The following is a 21,343-nucleotide window of genomic DNA, read 5'->3' as shown; positions in this document are numbered from 1 at the left end:
CCTAGGTACTCTGTTACTCTCTTTTCAACAATTAGTTCGGCTATGAATTCACCCCAGATTCTACTCGTGGACGATGAGCCGAACCTCGTCATGTCATTGGAGTTTTTGCTGCGCAAAAATGGCTACCACGTTAGTATTGCGCGTAATGGGATGGAGGCGTTAGAGGCCATTGACCGGACACCTTTTGCTGTCGTTTTGCTCGATGTAACGATGCCCGACGTGGATGGCCACCAAGTGTGCCACTACGTGCGGCAGCGCTCCGACCGGCAGGCTACCAAAGTCATTTTTCTGAGTGCTAAAAGTGAAGAAGCAGACGTTCGGAAAGGCTACGAGCTAGGGGCCGACCTCTACATCGCGAAGCCCTTCAGCACTCGTCAGTTGATGGAACAAGTGCGGACATTGGTTGGCTGAGTCCGATACATTTGCCATTATGCACGCATAAAAGCTGTTTCTTGCTCTCGTCTTCCGCCAAAACCCAAAGTTATTATCAAATCTTTCCCGTCATGCCCGCTGAACACCCTCGCATTCGTACGTTTGAAGAATACCAGGACGCTTACCAACGCAGCGTCGAAAACCCCGAGCAATTTTGGTCTGAAATAGCCGAACCGTTTACCTGGCGCCGCAAGTGGGATACGGTTATGCAAGCCGATTTAGTAGGCGGTCATAATAAGTGGTTTAGCGGGGCCAAACTCAACATCACCGAGAATTGCCTCGACCGCCACTTGGAGCAGCGCGGCAATAAGCTAGCTCTCATCTGGGAGCCCAACGACCCCAAGACCCGCGGCTTGCGCTACACGTATCGGGAGCTATACCAGGAGGTGTGCAAGTTTGCTAACGTGCTGCACAACAATGGGGTAGAGAAAGGTGACCGAGTTTGCCTCTACATGCCCATGATTCCGCAGCTAGCTATTGCCACCCTAGCTTGCGCCCGCATCGGGGCTGTTCACTCCGTCATCTTCGCCGGCTTTTCGGCCAATGCTATTGCCGACCGCATCAACGACGCGCAGGCGTCCGTCGTGATTACCTCCGATGGCCTCGACCGCGGCGCCAAGCAAATTCCGGTAAAGCGTGTAGTTGATGAAGCCCTTGAAACCTGCCCTTCCGTGCGCGGCGTGATTGTGGTGGAGCACGTCGGCTGGCCCGTGCACATGCAGGAAGGCCGCGACGTGTGGTACCACGACGAAGTGGCGGAAGTTGAGAAAACCTGCCCCGCCGAGGAAATGGAGGCCGAAGATATGCTCTTCATCCTCTACACTTCCGGCAGCACCGGCAAGCCGAAAGGCGTAGTACACACCCAGGCCGGCTACATGGTCTGGACGGATTACACGTACCGTAACGTGTTTCAGGTCAATGAGAACGATGTCTACTGGTGCACAGCCGACATCGGCTGGGTAACAGGACACAGCTACCTGCTCTACGGTCCGCTGCTGGCGGGTGCTACCACGCTCATGTTCGAAGGCGTGCCAACGTTCCCGAGCCCCGGTCGCTATTGGGAAGTAATTGATAAGCACGGGGTGAACGTGTTCTATTCGTCGCCTACGGCTATTCGCTCGCTGATGGCGCACGATATCAACCACGTGCTGGCGTACTCCCTGGATTCGTTGCGCGTGCTAGGTTCGGTAGGGGAGCCCATCAACGAGGAAGCCTGGCACTGGTACCACACGCACATCGGCAAGGACCGCTGCCCCATCGTGGATACGTGGTGGCAGACGGAAACTGCCGGCATCATGATTTCAGCCTTGGCGGGCATTACACCGAGCGTACCGGCGCGCGCCGGCTTGCCGCTGCCCGGCGTGCAGCCCGTCTTGTTAAATCAAGAAGGCCAGGAGGTTGAAGGCAACGATGCCGAAGGCTACCTGGCTATCAAGCAGTCGTGGCCCGGCATTATCCGCACGACCTACGGCGACCATGAGCGCTGCCGCCAGACCTACTTCGGAGTATATCCGGGCTACTACTTCACCGGCGACGGCGCCCGCCGCGAAGAAAATGGCCTCTACCGCATCATGGGCCGCGTTGATGATGTTATTAATGTGTCCGGTCACCGCTTCGGTACCGCTGAAATTGAAAACGCCATCAACCAGAACTCGCACGTAGTCGAATCGGCTGTGGTGGGTTACCCGCACGACGTAAAAGGGCAAGGCATTTATGCCTTTGTAATCTGCCAAGACCCGGTAGATCCGGCCGAAGCGCCGCGCGTGGAAGCTAGCATCATCGAAACCATTGTGGCGGAAATTGGCCGTATTGCCAAGCCCGATAAAATTCAGTTCGTGTCGGGGCTGCCCAAAACCCGTTCGGGCAAAATCATGCGCCGCATCCTGCGCAAAGTAGCTGAGGGCGAAACCAACAACCTAGGTGATACCACCACCTTGCTCGATCCGGACATCGTGAAGGAGATTGTGGAAGGCCGAAAATAGGCTTTGAAGTGCTGAGTTATGAATGTTGAGTTACTTAACACTCAACATTCATAACTCCTATTCTATTACCCGCACCGGGTCGCCAACTTTTATCACGCCGCCGTGCAGAATGCGGGCAGTAAGTCCACCGTGGCCGCGCATGGCATTGTAGCCGCCGGGACCTAGCTCTTCTTCCATGCGCGAACAGGGGTGGCATTCGCCCGTAATTTCCAGCTGTACATCTTTGCCAATCTGCACTTTACGATTCTTTAAGGCTAGCAGATTTAAGCCGCTAATGGCTAGGTTGCGGCGCAAACGACCTGGCTCAATGGGCTCCGACAAACCTAGGTAGCTGGCTACTGCCGCTAGGTCTTCGTGCTGAATAAGCGTAATTTGACGTTTGCCGCCGGGCTTTGGGTTGGCGTGGTCGCCCTGAATGTGGCGGTCGGTTTCAACGGTTGCTTCGCGCATTGCGACTAAAGGCGCCCGGCGTACGGGCCGGATGCCAATCCATTCCAGGTGCCCGACCTGCGGCAACGTGCTCAGCAGGTGGGCGATAGTCGATTTATCGTCGCCGGCAAAAGGGAAAGCCATGGTGTGTTAAAAACAGGAGTGAGGAATAAGCAGAGCCAGCAAAAGCAGAGCTGCCAGGCCCTCGATCGTGCGGAAGAGAACTGGCAAAGCAACCTAGGGCAATGGCTCTCTTGAATTCGGATAAGTAGCAGAAGGTAACCTGGAATAGCCGGTAAAATGTACAAAGCAGGCTCAACCTGAACCTAGCATATGCGTAAAGAAGTGTGTTCTTGGGTGAACCATTCGCTTCACTCAGGCTTCTCATCGATAGATAATACTGGCATCATGGCAACCGCAACCAAAGCACCTGCGAAAAAAGCAACTTCCAAAGCAGCAACGAACGCCGACGCTGAACAAAGCAATCCGGCTGTTAGCGTTCAACCTATTCTAAATCAGCAACAAGGCGCGCCGGCTCCGCTCCAGCGTTTCGGTACCGTTACGCAGCGTCTGCCAATCGGCCTTGAGGAGAACGTACGGCAGGAAAGCGTAGATATGCTCAACCTATTGCTGGCTGACACCTGCTCTTTGCGCGATATGTACAAGAAGCACCATTGGCAGGTAGTTGGCCCAACGTTCTATCAGCTGCATTTGCTCTACGACAAGCACTACGAAGAGCAAGACGCGCTGATTGATCAGATTGCAGAACGTATTCAGATTCTAGGTGGTATTGCCGTGGCAATGGCCGCTGACATCGCCGAATCGACCAGCATTCCCCGGCCACCCCGTGACCGGGAAGAAGCGCCTGTACAGGTGTCGCGCCTGCTCGAAGCGCACCAGATCATTCTGAAAAACTGTCACGATTTCGCCAAGAGAGCAGACGAAAGCGGCGACGATGGTACCAACGATCTGATCGTGAGCAATGTAATGCGCACGAATGAAATGCAAGTGTGGTTCATATCGGAGCACGTAGTGGATTCGCCACTGGCGCAAGCTGAGTAATCAGTTTAGCTGCTAACAACAAAAAGCCGCCTTTTACGAAAGTGAGAGGCGGCTTTTTGTTGTTAGCAGCTAAGGTAGTTTCGGTGCAGACCTAGCTTTTCAACGCACTAAAGCTGTCAAGACAAACGGAAAACATTAGTCTTCTCCTTCCAGAGTAAGTATTTTATGAAGCGCTAGTGCCTGAGCCTTAAGGTATAACCTAGCATCAAGATTCCTCTTTTGCTTAGAAAACAGAAAAAAACTAGATGCATAGTTTGCACTGACACTTAGCAATACCTACTTTTGTCCCCACTTCGCCGCCTCAGCGAAGGGAGAAGCTCACAAGCTTCTATTAGAATACCTAGCGAAACCCAACTGCGCACGTGGTGAAACTGGTAGACACGCCATCTTGAGGGGGTGGTGCCCTCCGGGTGTGGGAGTTCGAATCTCCCCGCGCGCACTTCAAAAAGCCCAACCGACTGGTTGGGCTTTTTTGTTTTACTGGCTACTGCTACAGACCTAGCTTATTCGCTCAAAAGGGTTTGCTGGCACCACCAGGACCACCCGCTCGCGCTCTACTGCAACAGCACCGGGTACTGCTCCTTTAGGTTTGCGCACAAATTTCTTCGGTGTCACCGTCACGGGGCATAGCGAATCGTTTTTCCGGCGCGAATACCAGGCTGCCAACTGCGCCGCGCGTTCTACCACGGGTTCTGGCACTGCCCTGCCCGCTTGGTGCCGGATGACAACGTGCGAGCCGGTTACGTCTTTGGCGTGCAGCCACAGGTCGTCCTTATGGGCGTAGCGCTGGGTGAGCAGATCATTATTCTGCGCATTGCGGCCTACCAGGATAGTAAAGCCACTGTCTTCAAAAATCTTGAAGGGAAGCTCCGTAGCGGCTTTAGCTTTGGTTTCAGGCTGAAGATCATGCGTTTTGCGCCAAGTGCGTAAGGCGCGTAAGTCGGTTATCGTAGCTAGCTCCTCCAGCCGTTCCAGGCACCAGAAGGCTTCCGCTTCCCGGCGCTCTACGCGTTCCTGAAGCTGCTGCGTTTCGATCTTCTGGTTTTTAGCTTTACGATATAGGTTTTGAGCGGTGCGTTGAGGAGTCTCGTTCGCCTTAAGCTTCAGAACACGCGGTTGATCCTGGTAAAAATCGAATACTTCCACCTGCGTCGCACCTGCCGGAATCTGCGTCAGATTGGCCATAATCAGGTCGGCGGTTTGGCGGTAACCAGCCGTGTGTTCCAGCGCGTACAGCCGCGTGCGCGCCTGACTGGCGCTGATGGTAGCTTCTTCCGCGCGTTTTTCCAGCATCTGGCGCACCTGCCGCAGCTCTGTCTCATAAGCCCTTCGACCTAGGTACAAGGGCACAAACAAGCGCAATGCTGCAATTGGGTCCGGCGGCAGAGTCTGCTCTACTTCCCCTGCAGCCAACAAGCTCAGACGCGTACGGTCATCCAGCGCAATAAGGTAGAAGTGGTCCGGGTTTTCCAGCGTGGCTACTACTGCCTTCACCATTTCTTCCTTTTGGGCTTCAGAAGCTAGGTTGTAGCCCTGCGCACGCAAGTAGCGCGGCGGCAGGTCGCCAAGGGCCGGGTAGCGTTTGAGCGGATCTGGGTTAGTTATGGCGCTGCCAGAAGCAGGAGCCAATTCGGCATCACTCGTATAGCGCTGATGAAACAACTCAGCCGGAGCATCGGGCGACGAACGGAAAATAGCATTAGGGCGCGGTCCAAAGAGCTTAAATAGGAGCGTAGCATCATCCGTGAAGGTAACTGTGAGCACCCGATCGTTGGGGAAAACGCCAAAGCTAGCCACCGTCCGGCCTAGCAGATTAGGTAATAAGTCCACGGAGTTGGCCCGAGCCCGGTTGAACGTTTCCGGCATTGCTAGCACCGGAAAACTAGCCGAAAGTTGCGCCTTTAGCCAAAATTCCTCTGCGCCATTAGTAAAACCAACGACTAGTTCATCCTTCTCCTGAGAAAAACACGTCACCACGTTATAGCCGGCTAGCTTTTGCGTAAGCTCTGGAGCAAGCTGGCGCAGGAAGTAATAGTTGTTATGCATGAAGTGCTGACCTAACTTGATTGTTACAAAATTTAATTTGTATATTAGTATTTATATATTAATATTGCTTGTGCTCGTTTCTTCAATGCACCAGCAGCTTCACAAGCTTTCAATTTTATATAAACTGTATTAAGCCGATTCTCATGCAAGTATTAAAAGATCTAGTAAAGAAGCTGGTTGCGCGTAAGTCTCAGGAAAATGTAGTGCCGCTGAAAGGCCTGATTTACCTAGGTTCAACATTCCAAGGTTATTACGTTCCCGATAATTATCTACATGCTGGTTCTATTTGCTACTGCGTAGGAGCCGGAGTTGATATATCCCTGGATGTTGAGCTAGCTACTCGGTTTGGTTCTCAGGTATTCATCTTTGATCCAATGCCTTATGCGTTAGATCATTTCAATACTTTGATAGAAAAGGCAGAGAAAGGGCAAGAATTCAACGCCAGCGGAGGCGACGGAAAATATATTTATAAAGTGAAGCGGCAGCAGTTTGACACAATCCAGTTCCTAGCTACTGGAGTTTGGAATGAAAAGAAAACAGTTAGATTTTATTCTCCGTCCAAAGAAAATTACCCTGGTCATTCAATTACTAACCTCCAAAATACTTCCGATTACATTGAAGCGCCAGTAGATAAATTGGGAAATATTATGCGCAGCCTAAATCATCAACATATCGACCTGCTAAAAATAGAAATAGAAGGCTCCGAATACGTTGTAATTGAAGATTTGCTGCGCGATAAGTTAGATGTTAAAGTAATTTTAGTGGAATTCGATGAGTTCCATCACCGGCAAGGAAAGGTATTAGCTACCATAAACCGGATTAATCAAACATCCAACAAACTTCTGAAAGCTGGCTACAAACTGGTACACTCGATTAGCTTCTACAAGCGAGTATTTGTCAGAATAGATGTGTTTGAGGCTTTACAAAGTAAGTAAAGCAGCATCTTGCTACGCTTTTACAGCCTCACGCGCAACCCATCGTAGGCAAGCCGGATGAAATCCGGCAGCGTTGCTTCTACTTCGCGATGGCGACCTAGCATGTGGCTAATATGCGTGAGATAAGCACGCTGCGGAGCTAGGTCCTCCAGAATACTTACTGCTTCCGATAATGAAAAATGGGAAATGTGTGGCTCGTGGCGGAGTGCATTCAGCACGATAACTGCTGAGCCACGCATCCGCTCTATTGCCTCTGGCGACAGATAGTTAGCATCCGTCACGTAGGTGAAGCCGCCAATACGAAAGCCTAGCACCGGCAAGCGGTAGTGTAGCGCCCGAATTGGGTGAACTTCCACACCTTGCACGAAGAAGCTAGCCGTATCGCTTTCGAGTGGCATGAGCTGTACTTGCGGGACGCCGGGGTATTTCTTTTCTGCGAAAATATAAGAGAATTCTTGCTTCAACTGAGCCAGAACACGCGGCTCAGCATACACAGGCATGTCCTGGCGTTGTCGGAAATTGTAGGCCCGAATATCATCTAGGCCAGCCGTATGGTCTTTATGCTCGTGCGTGAATAGCAGCGCATCCAGATGGTCGATTCGCTCACGTAATACCTGCTGGCGAAAATCGGGGCCTGAATCGATGATGAGGCTCTTGTCCTGCACCTGCAAGTGCACCGACACGCGCAAACGCTTATCACGGTAGTCCAGGGAGCGGCACACGGCGCACGTACACCCAATAACGGGTACGCCTTGGGAGGTGCCGGTACCAAGGAAAGTTATTTCCACTTCGGAATTTTGAGTGTTGAGTTGTGAATGTTGAACTGGCGCATTAAACAGTATAACGCTAATTATAGATTAAGGCTGCAACATTCAACATTCACAACTTAACATTCAAAATTAAGTGTTACCCCACGTACTGCTTTACGACACGCACTAGGGCATCAAAGTCGAGCGGTTTGGGTAGGTAGTCCGTTACGCCAGCCTCCTTAAACTGCTCCATAGAGTAGTTGTTGGCGTTGCCGGTGATGGCAATAATGGGCAACTGAGCAATGCGAGGATCGGCGTGCCGACGGATCTCGCGCGTGCATTCCATGCCATCCTTCACGGGAATATTGATATCCATCAAAACACAGTCAATAGGCTGGCTTTCAACTTGCTTGATAACTTCGCCGCCGTTCTTGGCCGACACAATGCGGTAGCGCTGAAGTTCAAGGATTTTCTTGGTCAAGTTCAGGATAACGGAGCTGTCCTCCGCAATCAGAATCGTCTTGGAATCGGCCATAGAAAAGAGAATTGTAATTCTGGGTAAAGTGAATGAATAAAAGTTACGTTGCCAAGCTAAGCAGCATGGATCAGCGAAGAATAAGAGGCAACGAACTGCGCAAAGTAACGCAGCAAGAGTTGGAAATCCCGCTCAACATGATGGGTTTGTCCTTTTTTTAAGTCATGTTCCAGACTCTTAGCTTGTTCAGCCACTAAGTTGATGCCAAGCGTAAAGCCTGTGCCTTTCAGTTGGTGCAAGTGTGGCAGGATTTGCTGATAGTCGCCGGCGTTGACCAATGCAGTAGCTTCTTCAAGCAGCTGTCCGGCTTCGGTTTCAAAGTCGCTGTAGAGCTGCGCCGCAAATTCAGGACCACCTAGCTGGCGCAGCTGCTCTACCACGTCTAAATCAATTAGCCCGGTTGTGGGTAATGCATCTTCTTCAGGTAGCACTTCCGGGGTAATCTCTGTGGGCGTCATGGTCTTATCCACGAACGCCCACCGACGCAGCACGGTGTACAGATCGTGGGTTTTAACCGGCTTCGACACGTAGTCATCCATGCCTTGCTGCACGAAGCGCTCGGCATCTTCTTTCATAGAGTAAGCCGTCATGGCTACCACCGGTGGGCAGTTCTCGCCTAGCCGCTGTCGGATCTCCTGCATAGCCGTCACGCCATCCATTTCGGGCATCTGAATGTCCATGAAGATGACATCATAGTGCATTTTTGGATCGGTAGCCCGGCTGATGGCTTCGAAGCCGTCGTTGGCGACATCGCTCTTGCAGCCTAGCTTGTCGAGCAACCGCACCGCCACTTTCTGGTTGATGGGGTTGTCGTCGACGAGCAGCACGTGCGGAACCGATTCGAAGCGCACTACTTCCGGCGTCCGCTCACGCGAGGCCACGCGCTCCTGCACGATTTCGGCCTCGTTGGAAGCTACACGGCAGCGAATTGTAAACCAGAACGTACTGCCTTCGCCTTCGTGCGAGAACACGCCAATCTCACCGCCAAGCAACTCGGATAGCTGCTTACTAATGGCCAGACCTAGGCCTGTGCCACCAAAAGCCTTCGTGGGGGTAGTATCAAGCTGGGTGAAGTTATTGAACAGCAGCTTCTCGTTTTCCTCCGAAATGCCGATGCCGGAATCCTGAACCGCAAAGCGCAGCGTGTGCTCCTCGCCATCCGTTACCACCGACGATACCTGTACGCTCACCGAACCCTGGGCCGTGAACTTGATAGCGTTAGAAGTAAGATTGGAGAGAATTTGCAGCAGGCGCGTCTCATCCGTGATGATGAAGCGCGGTGTATGCGGCGTGATGTGGTACGTAAAGTCAAGATTCTTTTGGCTGGCCCGGTTGGCAAACAGCGAGTGAATCTTATCGAGCGTGTAGTGCAGATCAATGCCCGACTCGCTGACTTGCAGCTTGCCCGCCTGGATTTTCGACAAATCCAGAATATCGTTCAGGATGGCTAGTAGGGCTTCCGACGACTTGCGTAGAGTGTCCACGTATTCTTCCTGCTCCTCCGACGCTACCGTCTGGTGCAGCAAGTCGATCATGCCGATGATGCCGTTCATGGGCGTGCGCAGTTCGTGGCTCATATTCGCCAGGAACTGCGTTTTAGCTTCCAGCGCTGCTTCGGCCTCGTCTTTGGCCGACCGTAGCGCATCCTGCATTTCTTTGAACTCTGTGATGTCACGACCGATACCTTCTGTGCCGCCGATGCCACTGGCAGCACGACGCGCATTCACGAGCATGCTCACAGCGTGCCCGTCCTTATGGCGCATGGCTATCTCGAAATTGCGCGCCTCCCCCTGGTCGCGGATGCTTGTCAACAAGCCATCCCGCTCCGGCGGGTAAACGTAGTAGTCGGCAATACAAGTGCCGATAACTTCCTCGGGCGCATAACCTAGGGTCTCTTGAACTGACGGGCTGACCAGCACCAAGATACCCTGCTCGTCGGTGCGGTAGTACACGTCCTGGAACGACTCGAAAATGGCGCGGAACTTCTCTTCCTGCGCGGCTAGCTCCAGCTGCGAGCTTTTCTTCTCGGTGATGTCGTGCGCAATACCCGATATTTCCTCGAAAGAGCCGTCATCGAGGTAAATAGGGTTGAGGTAGATTTCGCGCCAGGTATCCTGGCCTTTTGCATCACGCAGGCGCACCTCAAAGCGCTGCGGGTGCCCTTCAAAGGCTTTGCGGTAGTTCTGGGCAAAAAGCTCCCTCGTTTCCTCTTCCATCATGGCTAGGTCAGCCTGCCATAAGTTGATGTTGAGGGCCGGGTATACACCGTTGCGCCGCAGGAAGTAAGCCGAGTAGTTGCGGTTGAACGAAGTCAGGCGCGAATGTGTGTCCACGGACCACATTAAGTGGGAACCGCTCTCGAAAATCGCATTCAGCCTGGCGTTCTGCTTATTGATCTGCACCTCATTGCGCTTGCGCTCAATGGCCAACGCAACCTGGTTGGAGATAAAGTGCAGAATCTCAATATCGCCGGCCGCGTAGGCGTCGGCTTTGTGGTAATCCTGCACGGCAATCACGCCAATGATTCGCTCGCCAATGCTCAGGGGCGAACACAGCATCACTTCCGGCATCAGACCGTAGGCAGTGATGGTGCCATTGGCAATCAGCTCCTGAAGCTCGGGCTTAAGCAGAAACTGAGGCCGACCCGTGCGAATAATGTACTCCGACAGCCCCGACGAGAACGGTCGCGACCGGGTATTCTGCTCACCCTGGGAATTTTGGTCAACGAAATAGGCAAACTGCAAGTGCGTGCGCTCCTCATCGCACAGGGCTATGTAGAAGTTGTTCGTCTCAATGATCTTGCTCAGCTCGCGGTGAATGGCGCCGTACAGGGAGTGCAGGTCCTTGGAGCTGATAGCTAGGTTTGCAATGCTATAGTAGACCTTTTGCAGGCGCTCCGCCTTGATGCGGTCCGTAATGTCGTGCAGAATGGCGCGCGTTGCCACCGGCTCGGCATCCTGCCACGAGCAGGAAATACTGCCGATCAGGTGAACGGGCTTGCCTGATTTGGTCAGGAAAACCGTTTCGAGCTTGTTGACCTTTTCGCCTTTGTAGAGGTTGCGCAGCTGATACAGCAGCTTCGCCTTATAATAAGGATGCACCACATCGCCAAGCGTCAGGTGCGGCAGGTCATCGTCGTCGTAACCTAGCTTTTCCTTCCAGGCTTTATTGACGAACAGGAACCGGTTGTCAATGCTCAGGTTCTGAATAAGATCATGCGCATTGTCGAAAAAATCTTGCAAGCGGTGCCGGTTATCCGACAGTGCCCGTGCCGTAACATGGCGGTCCGTCAGGTCGCGGCCAACCATGAAGGCTCCGGTAATTTTCTGGGCTGCATCACGCGCAAATTCACCGTGCCAGTACACCATGCGCACCTGACCCGACTTGGTGAGAAGCGCCCGCTCGTAGTAATCCTGAAGCTGCTCTTCCTGAATGAGGGTCAGAAAGCCCTTGTGGCGCATTTCACGCTCTGCGGGCGGCGTAAATAGGTCATAGTAATTATGATCAATTACCTCTTGGCGCGTGTACTCCGTAAAATCGAGAAAATAATCATTTACATCCTTAATCGTGCCTTCGCGGTCAAGTAATACATAGCTTAAGTTTGTATGACTCAGCATGTCGCGCAGTTGGTGGCGGCTCTGATCTACCACAAGCGCCTGCGTGGGCTCGGGCTGCTGCACGACGGGCGGCGTTTCGCGGAGCGTGAGCTGCACCCGGACGAGGCCGCCTGGTAGCGTTACGCGGTGCAGCGTCGCCCAGCTGCTGAGCTGGGCTTTGTTCCGCTGCCCTTGCCAGCTTTTAGCAAACGTCTGACCCGTACGGGCTGTACGAATAACGGCTTCGTGGAGCATGGGCGCCGAGAACCACCGGTCCTCGCGCTCTTCGGGCGCCTGAGTAGCGTACGCCATCAGGCCGGAGGCCAGCAGCATAGCGCGGGTTGTACCCAAAAAGCGCAAGATCGTCTGGTTGCAATCTAGTAGTACCCCATGCTCATCATAGAGGAGCAGGCCATCGTAGGCCTCTTCAAAAAGGGTCCGATAGAAGACATCCGGCGAGGTAGACACAGGCTGAGCGGCTGTGGCAGTAGAGGGGATAGAGCGAATAGGCATTGTCAATAGGACGGCGACGAACCCTTGCTTGAAGTGAACAGGTGCCCGGATTTAACCCCTAAATTTGTCGAAAATATCCCAAACAACTTGCCTTGTTATTGGCAGCTTACGGTAGAAAAATGGAGCAGGAATATTCTTTATGAGTTTATTGCTATTCACCGTCACAACGGACTTGAATTATGACCAGCGGATGCAACGCATTTGCGGGAGCCTGGCCCGAAATGGCTACGATGTGCTGCTGGTCGGTCGGGCCTGGCCGCACTCGTTGCCGCTGGTTGCGCAGCCGTATCGGCAGCACCGGCTGCACTGCTGGTACAGCAAAGGGAAGCTGTTCTACCTAGAGTTTAACCTACGGCTGCTGTTCTTTCTATTGGGCCAGCGGGCGGCGGTTTGGTGCGCCATTGACCTAGATACTGCCCTGCCTGTGTGGCTGCGGGCAAAGCTAGGGCGGCAGCCTTTCGTGTACGATGCGCACGAGCTATTTACGGAAGTGCCGGAGGTCGTCAATCGGCCCGTGGTGCAGCGGTTGTGGCGCAGGGTTGAGCGGTTTATCGTGCCGCGTACTCACCTGGCGTACACCGTAGGGCCGGCGCTGGCGCGGTTGTTTGAGCAGCGCTACGGTCGGCCGTTTGAGGTGATACGAAACATCAGTCGGCTGAATGGGCGCGAGCTGCCGCCCGCGCCGCTGGCAGCGCCAGTAGGCGGCTACATTCTGTACCAAGGCGTGCTGAATGCTGGACGGGGGCTGGAAGCGCTGCTCGATGCCATGCCGCAAGTAGCAGGGCGGTTGGTGATTTGTGGGGAAGGCGACTTGTCGGCCGAGCTGCGCCAGCGGGCGGCAAACCTAGGTTTGCTGGCCAGTGGGCAAGTGGAATTTAAAGGGTATGTGATGCCCGATGCGTTGCGGGAAGTGACGAGGGGCGCCGCCGTGGGCGTGATGCTACTTGAGAATCAGGGGTTAAGCTACTATTACTCGTTGGCAAACAAGTTCTTTGATTACCTGCACGCGGGTGTGCCGCAAATAGTCGTTGATTTTCCGGAGTACCGCCACCTCAATGAGCAATACGAAGTGGCCGAAGTAGTAGCGCTGACGCCGGCCGCCATTGCGGCAGCCCTCAACCGGCTGCTTCGCGATGAGCCTGCCCGCTACCACCAGCTGGCCGTCAATTGCCGTCGTGCCCGCCTCGACCTTAACTGGGAGCAGGAAGAGCAGCACCTGCTGGCCTTATACGCCACGCTTATCAAAGCACAGCCCGTATCCGCATGAATTCGTTAGTACCTAGCATCAGGCCAACGCTGCTGGTGGTGGCCGGCCCCACGGCCGTAGGCAAAACAGCGCTGTGCGTGCGACTGGCGCAGCACCTCCAAACCGAGATTGTGTCGGCTGATTCGCGGCAGTTCTTTCGGGAGCTGAGCATCGGAACGGCCAAACCTACGCCGGAAGAAATGCAGGGCGTGCCGCATCATTTTATTGACTCGCACAGCATTCAGGAAGAATATAACGCCGGACGCTTTGAGGCCGATGCGCTTGCGTTGCTGGCGGAGCTATTTCAGCGGCAGCAAGTCGTCATCCTGACGGGTGGCTCGGGCTTGTACCTGCAAGCCGTTACTGAAGGACTTGATGAGATGCCCTTAGCTAACCCACAGGTGCGGGAGGAGTTGCAGCGCGAGCTGGCCGGCCTAGGTCTGGAGCCGTTGGTGGCCGAGCTGGCGCAGCGCGACCCGGTGACGTACGCCCGCATCGACCGGCAAAATCCGCAACGGGTGCTGCGGGCGCTGGAGGTTACGCGCAGCACGGGCCAGCCTTTTTCGAGCTTTCATACTGCGCAGAACAAACCTAGCCGACCATTCGACGTGGTGAAAGTGGTGCTTACCCGCGAGCGGGAAGAGCTTTATGAGCGCATTGATCAGCGGGTCGATCAGATGATAGCGGCAGGGCTGCTGGCCGAAGTGGAAAGCCTAGTGCCGTACCGCCACCACAATGCTCTGCAAACCGTCGGCTACAAAGAGGTGTTCGACTACCTCGATGGGCTCCAGGATTGGCCCGAAACCGTGCGCCTGCTCAAGCGCAATACCCGGCACTACGCCAAGCGCCAGTTTACGTGGTTTCGGCGCGACCCGGCTTATACCTGGCTGCACCCGGATGAGGCGGAAGCGCAGATTGCAAAGCTGCTGGCTGAACGGGCTGCCTCCGCTTAAAACCGTCGACCTAGCTTCAGCTGCAACGTTGCCAGCGAGTTGCCGAAAGTGTCGTTCTGAAAGGATGCTTTGCCGCCAACCAGCCAGTTTCGGTTTTCATCAACTGCTACGTCGAGGTTGAGGGAGAACATATAGCCGACGTGCACACCATGCTCCTGGTCGAGGACAACAGTAGGAGTTCCTGTGGTGAAATCACCGCGGGTTTCAGGTGCCCCGTACCGATTAGAGTACCCTAGGTAACCGCCGCCACCCAGCGCAAACAGCACTCTCTTATTGTTGCCAAAAGGATAGATATACACTTCCTGCTCCGCATTGAGAGCCTGGTAGCTCATCACAAACGGAACGGTGATACCGTTGCTGGTAGGAGTGGGATTCTTTAGCCAGTTGTATGACTCACGGCTACCGCCGACGAAAGCCAGCCGAGTGCCCGTACCTAGGTAGCGACCGAATAGCGGCGCGTACTCTACATGCGCCTTGAAACCTATATAATCGCCGGTTCCCATGCCTGCTGATCCTAAACCTAGCTGCCAGGCGGCCCGTGGCTGAGGAAAGGCATCTTGGGAAAAGGCGGGCAAGGCCGCGCTTAGGAGCGTGGCTAAACTAATTGTGCAGTAGAAATTAAACATGAATAGTGGTAGGATGAAGGTGCTTTATAGTAGTGGCAAAGTATCGATTTTAAACTATAAAAAATAAGCGCACCTGTTGAGGTGCGCTTATCAGCTAGAAATCGATAAAGCCTGAAAAAGCTATACGCTCAAGATTTCCACCATCCGCATAAAGCTCTGGCTCAGCATCTTCTTCTTATAAATAGTATCCTCAAAAGGAGTGTAGACAAGCTTGCGGTCGATGATGCCGGCCATCACGTTACGCATGCCGTTCATCAGGCCTTCTACGGCGGCAATGCCGATCTGGGAGGCCAGCAGGCGGTCGGAGGCGGTGGGGGCGCCGCCGCGCTGTACGTGCCCGATGATGGTCACGCGAGCATCCAACTCCGGAATGGCTTCTTTCACGCGGGCCGCTACGTGGGTCACGTTGCCTTCCTTCTCACCCTCAGCTACTACCACAATGAACGAAGTTTTGGACCGGCGCCAGCTGTTGCGAAGTGTCTCAATCACAGCTTCTTCCGACATCTGCGTTTCCGGCACCATCACGATTTCGGCGCCGCCACCGATGGCGCACGGAATGGCGATGTAGCCCGAGTCGCGGCCCATTACTTCGATGAAAAAGCAGCGGTCGTGCGAGTCGGCTGTGTCGCGGATCTTGTCGATGGCTTCCAAGGCCGTGTTCACGGCCGTATCGTAGCCGATGGTATAGTCGGTGCCGAAGAGGTCGTTGTCGATGGTACCCGGCGCGCCGACGGTGGGAATGCCAAATTCCCGCTCGAAGATGGTAGCGCCGGTGAAGGTGCCGTTGCCGCCAATCGCAACCAGGCCTTCAATGCCGTGGTTCACCAATTGGTCGAACGCCTGCTGGCGGCCTTCTTTGGTCATGAATTTCTGGCTGCGGGCCGATTTGAGAATCGTGCCGCCGCGCTGTACGGTGTTGGCAACGGAGGCCGAATCGAGCTTCACAAACTCGCCCTTGATCATGCCGCTGTAGCCGCGCATGATGCCATACACCTCAATGCCGTGATACACAGCTGTACGCACCACCGCCCGGATACATGCATTCATGCCCGGCGAATCACCCCCGCTGGTAAAGACTCCTATACGTTTCATGGTAATGTGATAAGCGGAAAATGCCCGAAGCGGACGGGGCAAAGTTGGGAAATCCCCTCCGAAAAAATGCAGGCATTATCCAAAGCAATCATAAAAGGTGAAAACAAACGGCTTTTTTTTGGCTCATTACGTATGCGATGCTGTTGGAATTGAGCAACCTAGCCGCTAACTTACACGCCCCCCGTTCTGTCTTGCGCCTTCGGCGGAAGGTTTGTTTCCTACACCCATCCACCCCTTTAAGCAATAGCCTGTATGTTTGGTTTTTTCGAAAATGAGCAGACAAAGAAAGTAAAGAGTCACCTGATGAATCTGGCAACCCTGGCCAAAGCCGATGGTCATATCGACGAACGGGAAATGAACTTCATTGTGGCCGTTGGCAAGAAGAACGGAATGCGCGCTACCGAGGTTCGCAACATTGTGGCAAATGCTGGCAGTGTCAAAATGCTCATTCCGGATAACGACTCCGAGCGCTTCGACCAGATCTTTGACTTGGTGGACATGATGCTGGCCGATGGCATCGTCGACGACAGTGAGATGGATTTCTGCATTGGCATGGCCGAGAGGCTAGGTTTTCGCAAGGCAATTGTGGGGGTGCTGGTGCGTAAAATCTCGCTGGGCGTGAAGGATGGGCTGCCACGGGAACAGATCAAAGAAGAAACCCAGAACTTTCTGCGGTTTGAGTGCAACGAGCAGAACAACAAACACGCAGAATAAAACCTAGGCCGCCACGCCGGTTACGTGCGTGATGGCGCGTAGCAAGGCCGCGCAGGCTTCGTCAATCTCGGCATCGGTGATGATGAGGGGCGGGGCTAGGCGCAACGAGTTGTCGCAGAACAAGAACCAATCCGTCAGGATGCCTTCGTGCTCCAGCGCCCGGTCGATGATCGGCTTAAGCACGTCATACGAATCGAACTCAACCGCCATAAGGAGCCCGTGCCCGCGCACGGCCTGAATGGCCGGATGCCGCAGAAGCCGCCGAAAACGGGCGGCTTTTTCGTGTACGCCCGCCAGCAGCTGCTCCTCCTGAATCACGCGCAGCGTGGCCAGCGACGCCGCGCACGACACCGGATGGCCCCCAAAGGTGGTGCAATGCCCCAGCACCGGGTTGGTCTTGAAGCCCGACATAATTTCTTGGGACGAAATGAAGGCCCCAATCGGCATGCCGCCGCCCATGCCCTTGGCACACACCAGGATATCGGGCCAGATGCCGAATTGCTCGAAAGCCCAGAACGTGCCCGTGCGCCCAAAGCCACACTGAATTTCATCTAGAATTAGGAGCGTGCCGGTGAGCAGGCAGCGCTTGCGTAAGGCTTGCAGGTAGCCATTGGTGGGCACCCGCACGCCGGCTTCGCCCTGGATAGTTTCGATGATAACGGCGGCGGTACGCTCCGTAATGAGACCTAGGTCTGCGAAGTTGTTGTACTCAATGTGGCGCACATCCGGCAGCAGTGGGCGGTAGTTGCGCTTGAAGCTTTCGGAGCCCGTGACCGACAAAGCGCCCTGGGTGGAGCCATGGTAAGCGCGGTGGCAGGAAATCAGCTCGGTGCGGCCGGTGTGACGCTTGGCCAGCTTCAGGGCACCTTCCACGGCTTCAGCGCCGGAGTTAGTGAAGTACACGTTGTCGAGGTGGGCGGGTAGCGTTTGGTGCAAGGCTTCGGCCAATTCGGCGGGTGGTGCTTGCACCAATTCGCCGTACACCATCAGGTGCAGGTATTTATCAACCTGGTCTTTAATGGCTTGTATTACTCGCGGATGACGGTGCCCCACGTTGCTGACCCCAATGCCGGAAATCAAATCCAGGTAGCGGCGGCCATCGGGCGCGTACATGTACACACCTTCGGCCCGCTCAATTTCGAGCAGCAAAGGAAAATCGGAAGTTTGGGCCTGGTGGCGAAGAAAAAGCTGGCGCGGCGTAAGCATATTACTAGGCAAACAAATTCAAGCCGCAAAAGTATGCATGCCGAAGAGTAATTAAGTAACTGAGTAGCTGCATAGGTTCGTGTCTGCCTTAGGTTTGAGGCTGTACCCACGCTAGTATTAGTGGCCTTAACTAAAAAAGAGAGGCTGCTATTGCAGCCTCTCTTTTCGTACTTATTATGCCTTTATAATTAATTGGCAGTGCCAGCCGGAGCCGGCGAGCCTCCACGCCGGCCACCACCTAGCTTCTGGAGAATCTCGCGGGTAAACTCGCGCTCGGCAACCAAGAGCTGGCCGGTTTGCCGCACCGAAAGCACCTTCTGGAACTTGTCGTAGTACTCTTTTTCCAGGTTCACCTCGTTTTGGCGCAACGTGGTGTTCTGCTTAAGCAAGTCGCGGATTTGCTGGTCATTCAACGACTCAACCTTCGTGCTGCGAAGCTGCTTCTGCTTCTGACCTAGGTCGCGGCGCTTGTCGGTGAATTCGTTGTAGACGGGCCAGAAGCGTTGAGCCTGCTCTTGGGTGAGCGACAGTTTATCCGTTAGGAAAGCAATTTTCGCGTTTTCAATGCGGTTCATACGCTCTTGGCGCTCAGCGCTTTGTTGCGCCTGCACGCGGAGTGTGCCGGTTAGCAGGAGCAGTAAAATCAGCGTATTTCGAAGGAAGTAATTCATCGTAGTAAAGGAAAAAGCATGATCAGGCGCTGACGCTACAAATAGCTAGGTTCGGTGGGCTGCTCGTCCAGGGCGGCTTGCACCTCAGCGGGTGAAACATTCAGGTACTCATGTACCATATCCTGGTCAGCAACAGGTAGTTCGGAAAGGTCGGAGAGGGACACTCGCTCATCACTGGCCAGCAGGTACTGCACCATCTCGGCGCGGGGCACGCTGGCTAGGTTGGCGTGGACTAGGTGCGGTGTGTTGGTGGGCTGATTCAGCAGGAAAGTAGCGGCGAAGCCACCGAGCACAACCACCGAACCCAACGCAGTGCGCAACGGAAGCGAAAGAGCCTTCAGCCAGCCGAAAGCAGCCGGTTCCTGACTGGCACCGGGCTGCACCCGCGCCATAATCTGGGTGGGCAGCCGGTCGAAGTAGCCATCCGGGGGCGGGGCCAGCGGCTGCGGCCGGCGCGGATGATCATCCAAACGAAAAGGAGTATTCATAATCCTTAGAGGCCGCACAAGCGGCTAGGTTTAAGACGGTTCGTTAATGTATTGCTCAATCTTTTTCACCGCGTGGTGATACGAGGCCTTGAGCGCACCCACGGAAGTGCCCGTCACCTCGGCCATGTCCTCGTACTTCATGTCTTCGTAGTACTTGAGGTTGAAGACCAACCGCTGCTTGTCGGGCAGGCGCAGAATGGCTTTTTGCAGCTTCAGCTCCACTTCGTCGCCGGCGAGGCTGGGGTCGGCTTCCATCTTGGCGGCCAGCTCTTCGCTTACATCATTGAGCGGCAGGAAGAACTTGCGCCGCTTGGAAGACAGAAAGCTCAGGCATTCATTGGTAGCAATGCGGTAAATCCAGGTGTAAAGCGACGCATCCTGCCGAAAATTTCCCAGGTGATTCCACACTTTTACGAACGTATCCTGGGTGAGGTCGTCGGCATCGTCGTGGTCTACAACCATCTTCCGCACATGCCAATACACCTTCTGCTGGTACTTGCGCACCAGTTGGTTGAAGGCTAGGTTGCGGGAGGCGGGGTCAGCGAACTTGGCTAAGATTTCCTGGTCTTCCAAGCAGGAGTAGGGTAGAGGGCGGTGAAAAAGTAGAGGTTAGACGCAGGATAAAGCACAAGGTTTAATCTACGACTAGTCATGCTTCATCTGGCGTCCGCCTGTCGAAGCATGACGTTCTTTTTGTGCAGGCAGTACCTAGGTTTACCGCTTCGTTGCGTACGACACGCCCAACGTCACGTTGGTATTATCAGGCACTTTGCCTTCGCTGTACTGGCTCTCGTGCGTGTAGTTGTAGGAAAAGTTGACGGCCAGCGTTTTGGTAACTTTCAGGGCTAGGGTCGTCAGATTGCTGAAGCGGTAGTTGTTGAAGTCTTCCAGCGACGGCTGGTAGAAGGTGATGGAGCTAAGCGTTAGAATCTTAATAGAGTAGGCCACCTTCAGACGCACGGAATTACGGGCTGTTATCTGCTGGGTGCCATCCAAAAAGTCGGTTTTTTCTCGAATAAACAAGTTACTCACCGACACTTCCCGCCCCAACGTATCGGAGTAGAACGCCCAGCCCGGTCCGGCACCTAGCTGCACCCGATCGGTGATGCCGCGCAGGTTGCTACGCTCGAAGCCGCCGATGGCGTAGGCGCGAAACCGTCCTTTATAATAATACGGTGTGGCGTTCAGCAGCAGCTCCCGCTCCTTCAGTAACCTATCCTGTTTGCCATAAATGAAGCTGCCATTCAGGGGTAAACCTAGGTGCTTGCCGCGGGTAAACATGACAGCTTGCGTAGTAGAAATCAGGGTGCGATTAACGCCGCCACGGCTGTAGGCGCCCGTCAGCTGACCGTTGTAGACGATGAGGGTAGTATCGGGTTGTTGCTGATTTTGGGCGTGAGCTACGACTGACAGCAAAAAATACGCAAGAAGAAACAGGCAAACAGAAACTAGCTTCGGCATAGGCAAACGGCAGGCTCAACATTGCCACCGTAGACGGCGCTGTTGGTGAGCATAAGAGCCGCAAAGGTAAGCCGCGCGGTTTAACCGTCTGGTTGCTGAGCTATCAATGCCGCTGGTACCCTAATTAAGACTTAAGACTGGCAAGCAGCGTAGGAACTATACAGAGGCATAGTCCTTGGTCAGCCAATTAGAATAACCTAGGTCTACCACTCTGCTGCTATTGCTTCCTTAAGCCGCTATATAGTTGGATCAATTCTCTGGCAGAATGTTTCAGGCTCACAAGGACGAACAAGGAACAAGCTAGTAGGGTAGCAATAACGAAACGAACGTAATGATGTCTTATCATTGTATAAATCGTTACCGGGAACGATTTTGATACTTTCATTTGCCTGTGGCGTCGATATCAGGTACAGGAGTGGGCTGGCAGTGGATGAAACTGACCAGCTCTGTGCTCAGTGTCGGCCGCCATACCTTAACGATTGCCTACCGGAAAGATGGCGCTATGAGGTGGTCGAGTAAAAACAGACAGTGGCAAGTCTTATCTTCCACTGCCCATGCCCGACAAAATCATTCCAAGCGGCTCGCCGCTGACCCGCAAAAAATACAC

19 protein-coding genes and 1 tRNA gene are annotated in these 21,343 nt (G+C 54.1%); 8 read left to right on the top strand and 12 right to left on the bottom strand.

All coding sequences use genetic code 11. The features are described from left to right. The first annotated feature begins 42 nt into the window (after nt 1-42). Both IEX74_RS20645 and acs read left to right on the top strand, forming a co-directional pair. Complete coding sequence (locus IEX74_RS20645) at nt 43-411, top strand: response regulator transcription factor (protein ID WP_188815940.1); 369 nt, start codon at nt 43-45, stop codon at nt 409-411. Nucleotides 412-503: 92 nt separating this feature from the next. Beyond that, complete coding sequence (gene acs, locus IEX74_RS20640; protein ID WP_188815939.1) at nt 504-2,414, top strand: acetate--CoA ligase; 1,911 nt, start codon at nt 504-506, stop codon at nt 2,412-2,414. A gap of 57 nt (nt 2,415-2,471) precedes the next feature. On the opposite strand, the gene IEX74_RS20635 is transcribed toward acs, so the two are convergent. After that, nucleotides 2,472-2,987, bottom strand: coding sequence for an MOSC domain-containing protein (locus tag IEX74_RS20635; protein WP_188815938.1), 516 nt, complete (start codon nt 2,985-2,987; stop codon nt 2,472-2,474). Between the two features lie 264 nt (nt 2,988-3,251). On the opposite strand from IEX74_RS20635, the gene IEX74_RS20630 reads away from it, so the two are divergent. Both IEX74_RS20630 and IEX74_RS20625 read left to right on the top strand, forming a co-directional pair. Then, a complete protein-coding gene (locus IEX74_RS20630; RefSeq protein WP_188815937.1) occupies nt 3,252-3,905 on the top strand; it encodes a Dps family protein in 654 nt (217 codons plus the stop codon). Nucleotides 3,906-4,261: 356 nt separating this feature from the next. Further along, nucleotides 4,262-4,344, top strand: a tRNA-Leu gene (locus IEX74_RS20625). A gap of 59 nt (nt 4,345-4,403) precedes the next feature. Here IEX74_RS20625 and IEX74_RS20620 read toward each other — a convergent pair. Continuing rightward, entirely contained in the window at nt 4,404-5,951 is a 1,548-nt protein-coding gene (locus IEX74_RS20620; protein ID WP_188815936.1) for an NFACT RNA binding domain-containing protein, read from the bottom strand. Between the two features lie 143 nt (nt 5,952-6,094). Between IEX74_RS20620 and IEX74_RS20615 the strand changes: the two genes are divergently transcribed. Further along, complete coding sequence (locus tag IEX74_RS20615; protein ID WP_188815935.1) at nt 6,095-6,886, top strand: FkbM family methyltransferase; 792 nt, start codon at nt 6,095-6,097, stop codon at nt 6,884-6,886. Between the two features lie 20 nt (nt 6,887-6,906). Here IEX74_RS20615 and IEX74_RS20610 read toward each other — a convergent pair whose 3' ends face one another. From IEX74_RS20610 to IEX74_RS20600, 3 genes are all read right to left on the bottom strand, one after another. Continuing rightward, the gene (locus IEX74_RS20610) at nt 6,907-7,674 is read right to left on the bottom strand and encodes an MBL fold metallo-hydrolase (RefSeq protein ID WP_188815934.1); all 768 of its coding nucleotides are present in this window, start codon (nt 7,672-7,674) and stop codon (nt 6,907-6,909) included. A 118-nt stretch (nt 7,675-7,792) separates the two neighbouring features. Then, a complete protein-coding gene (locus IEX74_RS20605) occupies nt 7,793-8,170 on the bottom strand; it encodes a response regulator (RefSeq protein WP_188815933.1) in 378 nt (125 codons plus the stop codon). Between the two features lie 56 nt (nt 8,171-8,226). Next, entirely contained in the window at nt 8,227-12,279 is a 4,053-nt protein-coding gene (locus IEX74_RS20600) for a PAS domain S-box protein (protein ID WP_188815932.1), read from the bottom strand. Between the two features lie 139 nt (nt 12,280-12,418). On the opposite strand from IEX74_RS20600, the gene IEX74_RS20595 reads away from it, so the two are divergent. Beyond that, nucleotides 12,419-13,546 carry a glycosyltransferase gene (locus IEX74_RS20595; protein ID WP_188815931.1) on the top strand — a complete coding sequence of 376 codons (1,128 nt, stop codon included), beginning with the start codon at nt 12,419-12,421 and terminating at the stop codon, nt 13,544-13,546. After that, on the top strand, nt 13,543-14,478 hold the full coding sequence (gene miaA, locus IEX74_RS20590; protein ID WP_188815930.1) for a tRNA (adenosine(37)-N6)-dimethylallyltransferase MiaA: 936 nt from the start codon (nt 13,543-13,545) through the stop codon (nt 14,476-14,478). Before IEX74_RS20595 ends, miaA begins: the two co-directional genes overlap by 4 nt. On the opposite strand, the gene IEX74_RS20585 is transcribed toward miaA, so the two are convergent. After that, nucleotides 14,475-15,053, bottom strand: a complete 579-nt coding sequence (locus IEX74_RS20585) for a hypothetical protein (protein ID WP_188815929.1) — start codon at nt 15,051-15,053, stop codon at nt 14,475-14,477. The two genes, miaA and IEX74_RS20585, sit on opposite strands and share 4 nt — an antisense overlap. Before the next feature lie 171 nt (nt 15,054-15,224). Next, on the bottom strand, nt 15,225-16,196 hold the full coding sequence (gene pfkA, locus IEX74_RS20580) for a 6-phosphofructokinase (protein WP_188815928.1): 972 nt from the start codon (nt 16,194-16,196) through the stop codon (nt 15,225-15,227). A 303-nt stretch (nt 16,197-16,499) separates the two neighbouring features. Here pfkA and IEX74_RS20575 point away from each other — a divergent pair, with 303 nt between their 5' ends. After that, nucleotides 16,500-16,910, top strand: coding sequence for a tellurite resistance TerB family protein (locus tag IEX74_RS20575; protein ID WP_229755399.1), 411 nt, complete (start codon nt 16,500-16,502; stop codon nt 16,908-16,910). Nucleotides 16,911-16,913: 3 nt separating this feature from the next. Here IEX74_RS20575 and IEX74_RS20570 read toward each other — a convergent pair whose 3' ends face one another. From IEX74_RS20570 to IEX74_RS20550, 5 genes are all read right to left on the bottom strand, one after another. Continuing rightward, on the bottom strand, nt 16,914-18,116 hold the full coding sequence (locus tag IEX74_RS20570) for an aspartate aminotransferase family protein (protein WP_188815926.1): 1,203 nt from the start codon (nt 18,114-18,116) through the stop codon (nt 16,914-16,916). A 188-nt stretch (nt 18,117-18,304) separates the two neighbouring features. After that, a complete protein-coding gene (locus tag IEX74_RS20565; RefSeq protein ID WP_188815925.1) occupies nt 18,305-18,787 on the bottom strand; it encodes a hypothetical protein in 483 nt (160 codons plus the stop codon). Between the two features lie 35 nt (nt 18,788-18,822). Beyond that, the gene (locus tag IEX74_RS20560) at nt 18,823-19,275 is read right to left on the bottom strand and encodes a hypothetical protein (protein WP_188815924.1); all 453 of its coding nucleotides are present in this window, start codon (nt 19,273-19,275) and stop codon (nt 18,823-18,825) included. A gap of 30 nt (nt 19,276-19,305) precedes the next feature. After that, complete coding sequence (locus IEX74_RS20555; RefSeq protein WP_188815923.1) at nt 19,306-19,848, bottom strand: RNA polymerase sigma factor; 543 nt, start codon at nt 19,846-19,848, stop codon at nt 19,306-19,308. A gap of 141 nt (nt 19,849-19,989) precedes the next feature. Next, nucleotides 19,990-20,691, bottom strand: a complete 702-nt coding sequence (locus tag IEX74_RS20550) for a DUF481 domain-containing protein (RefSeq protein WP_188815922.1) — start codon at nt 20,689-20,691, stop codon at nt 19,990-19,992. Nucleotides 20,692-21,343 lie beyond the last annotated feature (652 nt).

Source organism: Hymenobacter cavernae, from assembly GCF_014641455.1.
Lineage (GTDB): Bacteria > Bacteroidota > Bacteroidia > Cytophagales > Hymenobacteraceae > Hymenobacter > Hymenobacter cavernae.
Note: the sequence above shows the minus strand (reverse complement) of the source record. Positions and strands in the feature narration are given on the sequence as shown.

What these genes read in the sequence shown, in the direction of transcription:
- IEX74_RS20570 (WP_188815926.1), bottom strand. Translation starts at nt 18,116, where the DNA reads ATGCTTACGCCGCGCCAGCTTTTTCTTCGCCACCAGGCCCAAACTTCC.
- acs (WP_188815939.1), top strand. Translation starts at nt 504, where the DNA reads ATGCCCGCTGAACACCCTCGCATTCGTACGTTTGAAGAATACCAGGAC.
- IEX74_RS20615 (WP_188815935.1), top strand. Translation starts at nt 6,095, where the DNA reads ATGCAAGTATTAAAAGATCTAGTAAAGAAGCTGGTTGCGCGTAAGTCT.
- IEX74_RS20620 (WP_188815936.1), bottom strand. Translation starts at nt 5,951, where the DNA reads ATGCATAACAACTATTACTTCCTGCGCCAGCTTGCTCCAGAGCTTACG.
- IEX74_RS20645 (WP_188815940.1), top strand. Translation starts at nt 43, where the DNA reads ATGAATTCACCCCAGATTCTACTCGTGGACGATGAGCCGAACCTCGTC.
- IEX74_RS20635 (WP_188815938.1), bottom strand. Translation starts at nt 2,987, where the DNA reads ATGGCTTTCCCTTTTGCCGGCGACGATAAATCGACTATCGCCCACCTG.
- IEX74_RS20565 (WP_188815925.1), bottom strand. Translation starts at nt 18,787, where the DNA reads ATGAATTACTTCCTTCGAAATACGCTGATTTTACTGCTCCTGCTAACC.
- IEX74_RS20605 (WP_188815933.1), bottom strand. Translation starts at nt 8,170, where the DNA reads ATGGCCGATTCCAAGACGATTCTGATTGCGGAGGACAGCTCCGTTATC.
- miaA (WP_188815930.1), top strand. Translation starts at nt 13,543, where the DNA reads ATGAATTCGTTAGTACCTAGCATCAGGCCAACGCTGCTGGTGGTGGCC.
- IEX74_RS20560 (WP_188815924.1), bottom strand. Translation starts at nt 19,275, where the DNA reads ATGAATACTCCTTTTCGTTTGGATGATCATCCGCGCCGGCCGCAGCCG.
- pfkA (WP_188815928.1), bottom strand. Translation starts at nt 16,196, where the DNA reads ATGAAACGTATAGGAGTCTTTACCAGCGGGGGTGATTCGCCGGGCATG.
- IEX74_RS20630 (WP_188815937.1), top strand. Translation starts at nt 3,252, where the DNA reads ATGGCAACCGCAACCAAAGCACCTGCGAAAAAAGCAACTTCCAAAGCA.
- IEX74_RS20575 (WP_229755399.1), top strand. Translation starts at nt 16,500, where the DNA reads ATGAATCTGGCAACCCTGGCCAAAGCCGATGGTCATATCGACGAACGG.
- IEX74_RS20600 (WP_188815932.1), bottom strand. Translation starts at nt 12,279, where the DNA reads ATGCCTATTCGCTCTATCCCCTCTACTGCCACAGCCGCTCAGCCTGTG.
- IEX74_RS20595 (WP_188815931.1), top strand. Translation starts at nt 12,419, where the DNA reads ATGAGTTTATTGCTATTCACCGTCACAACGGACTTGAATTATGACCAG.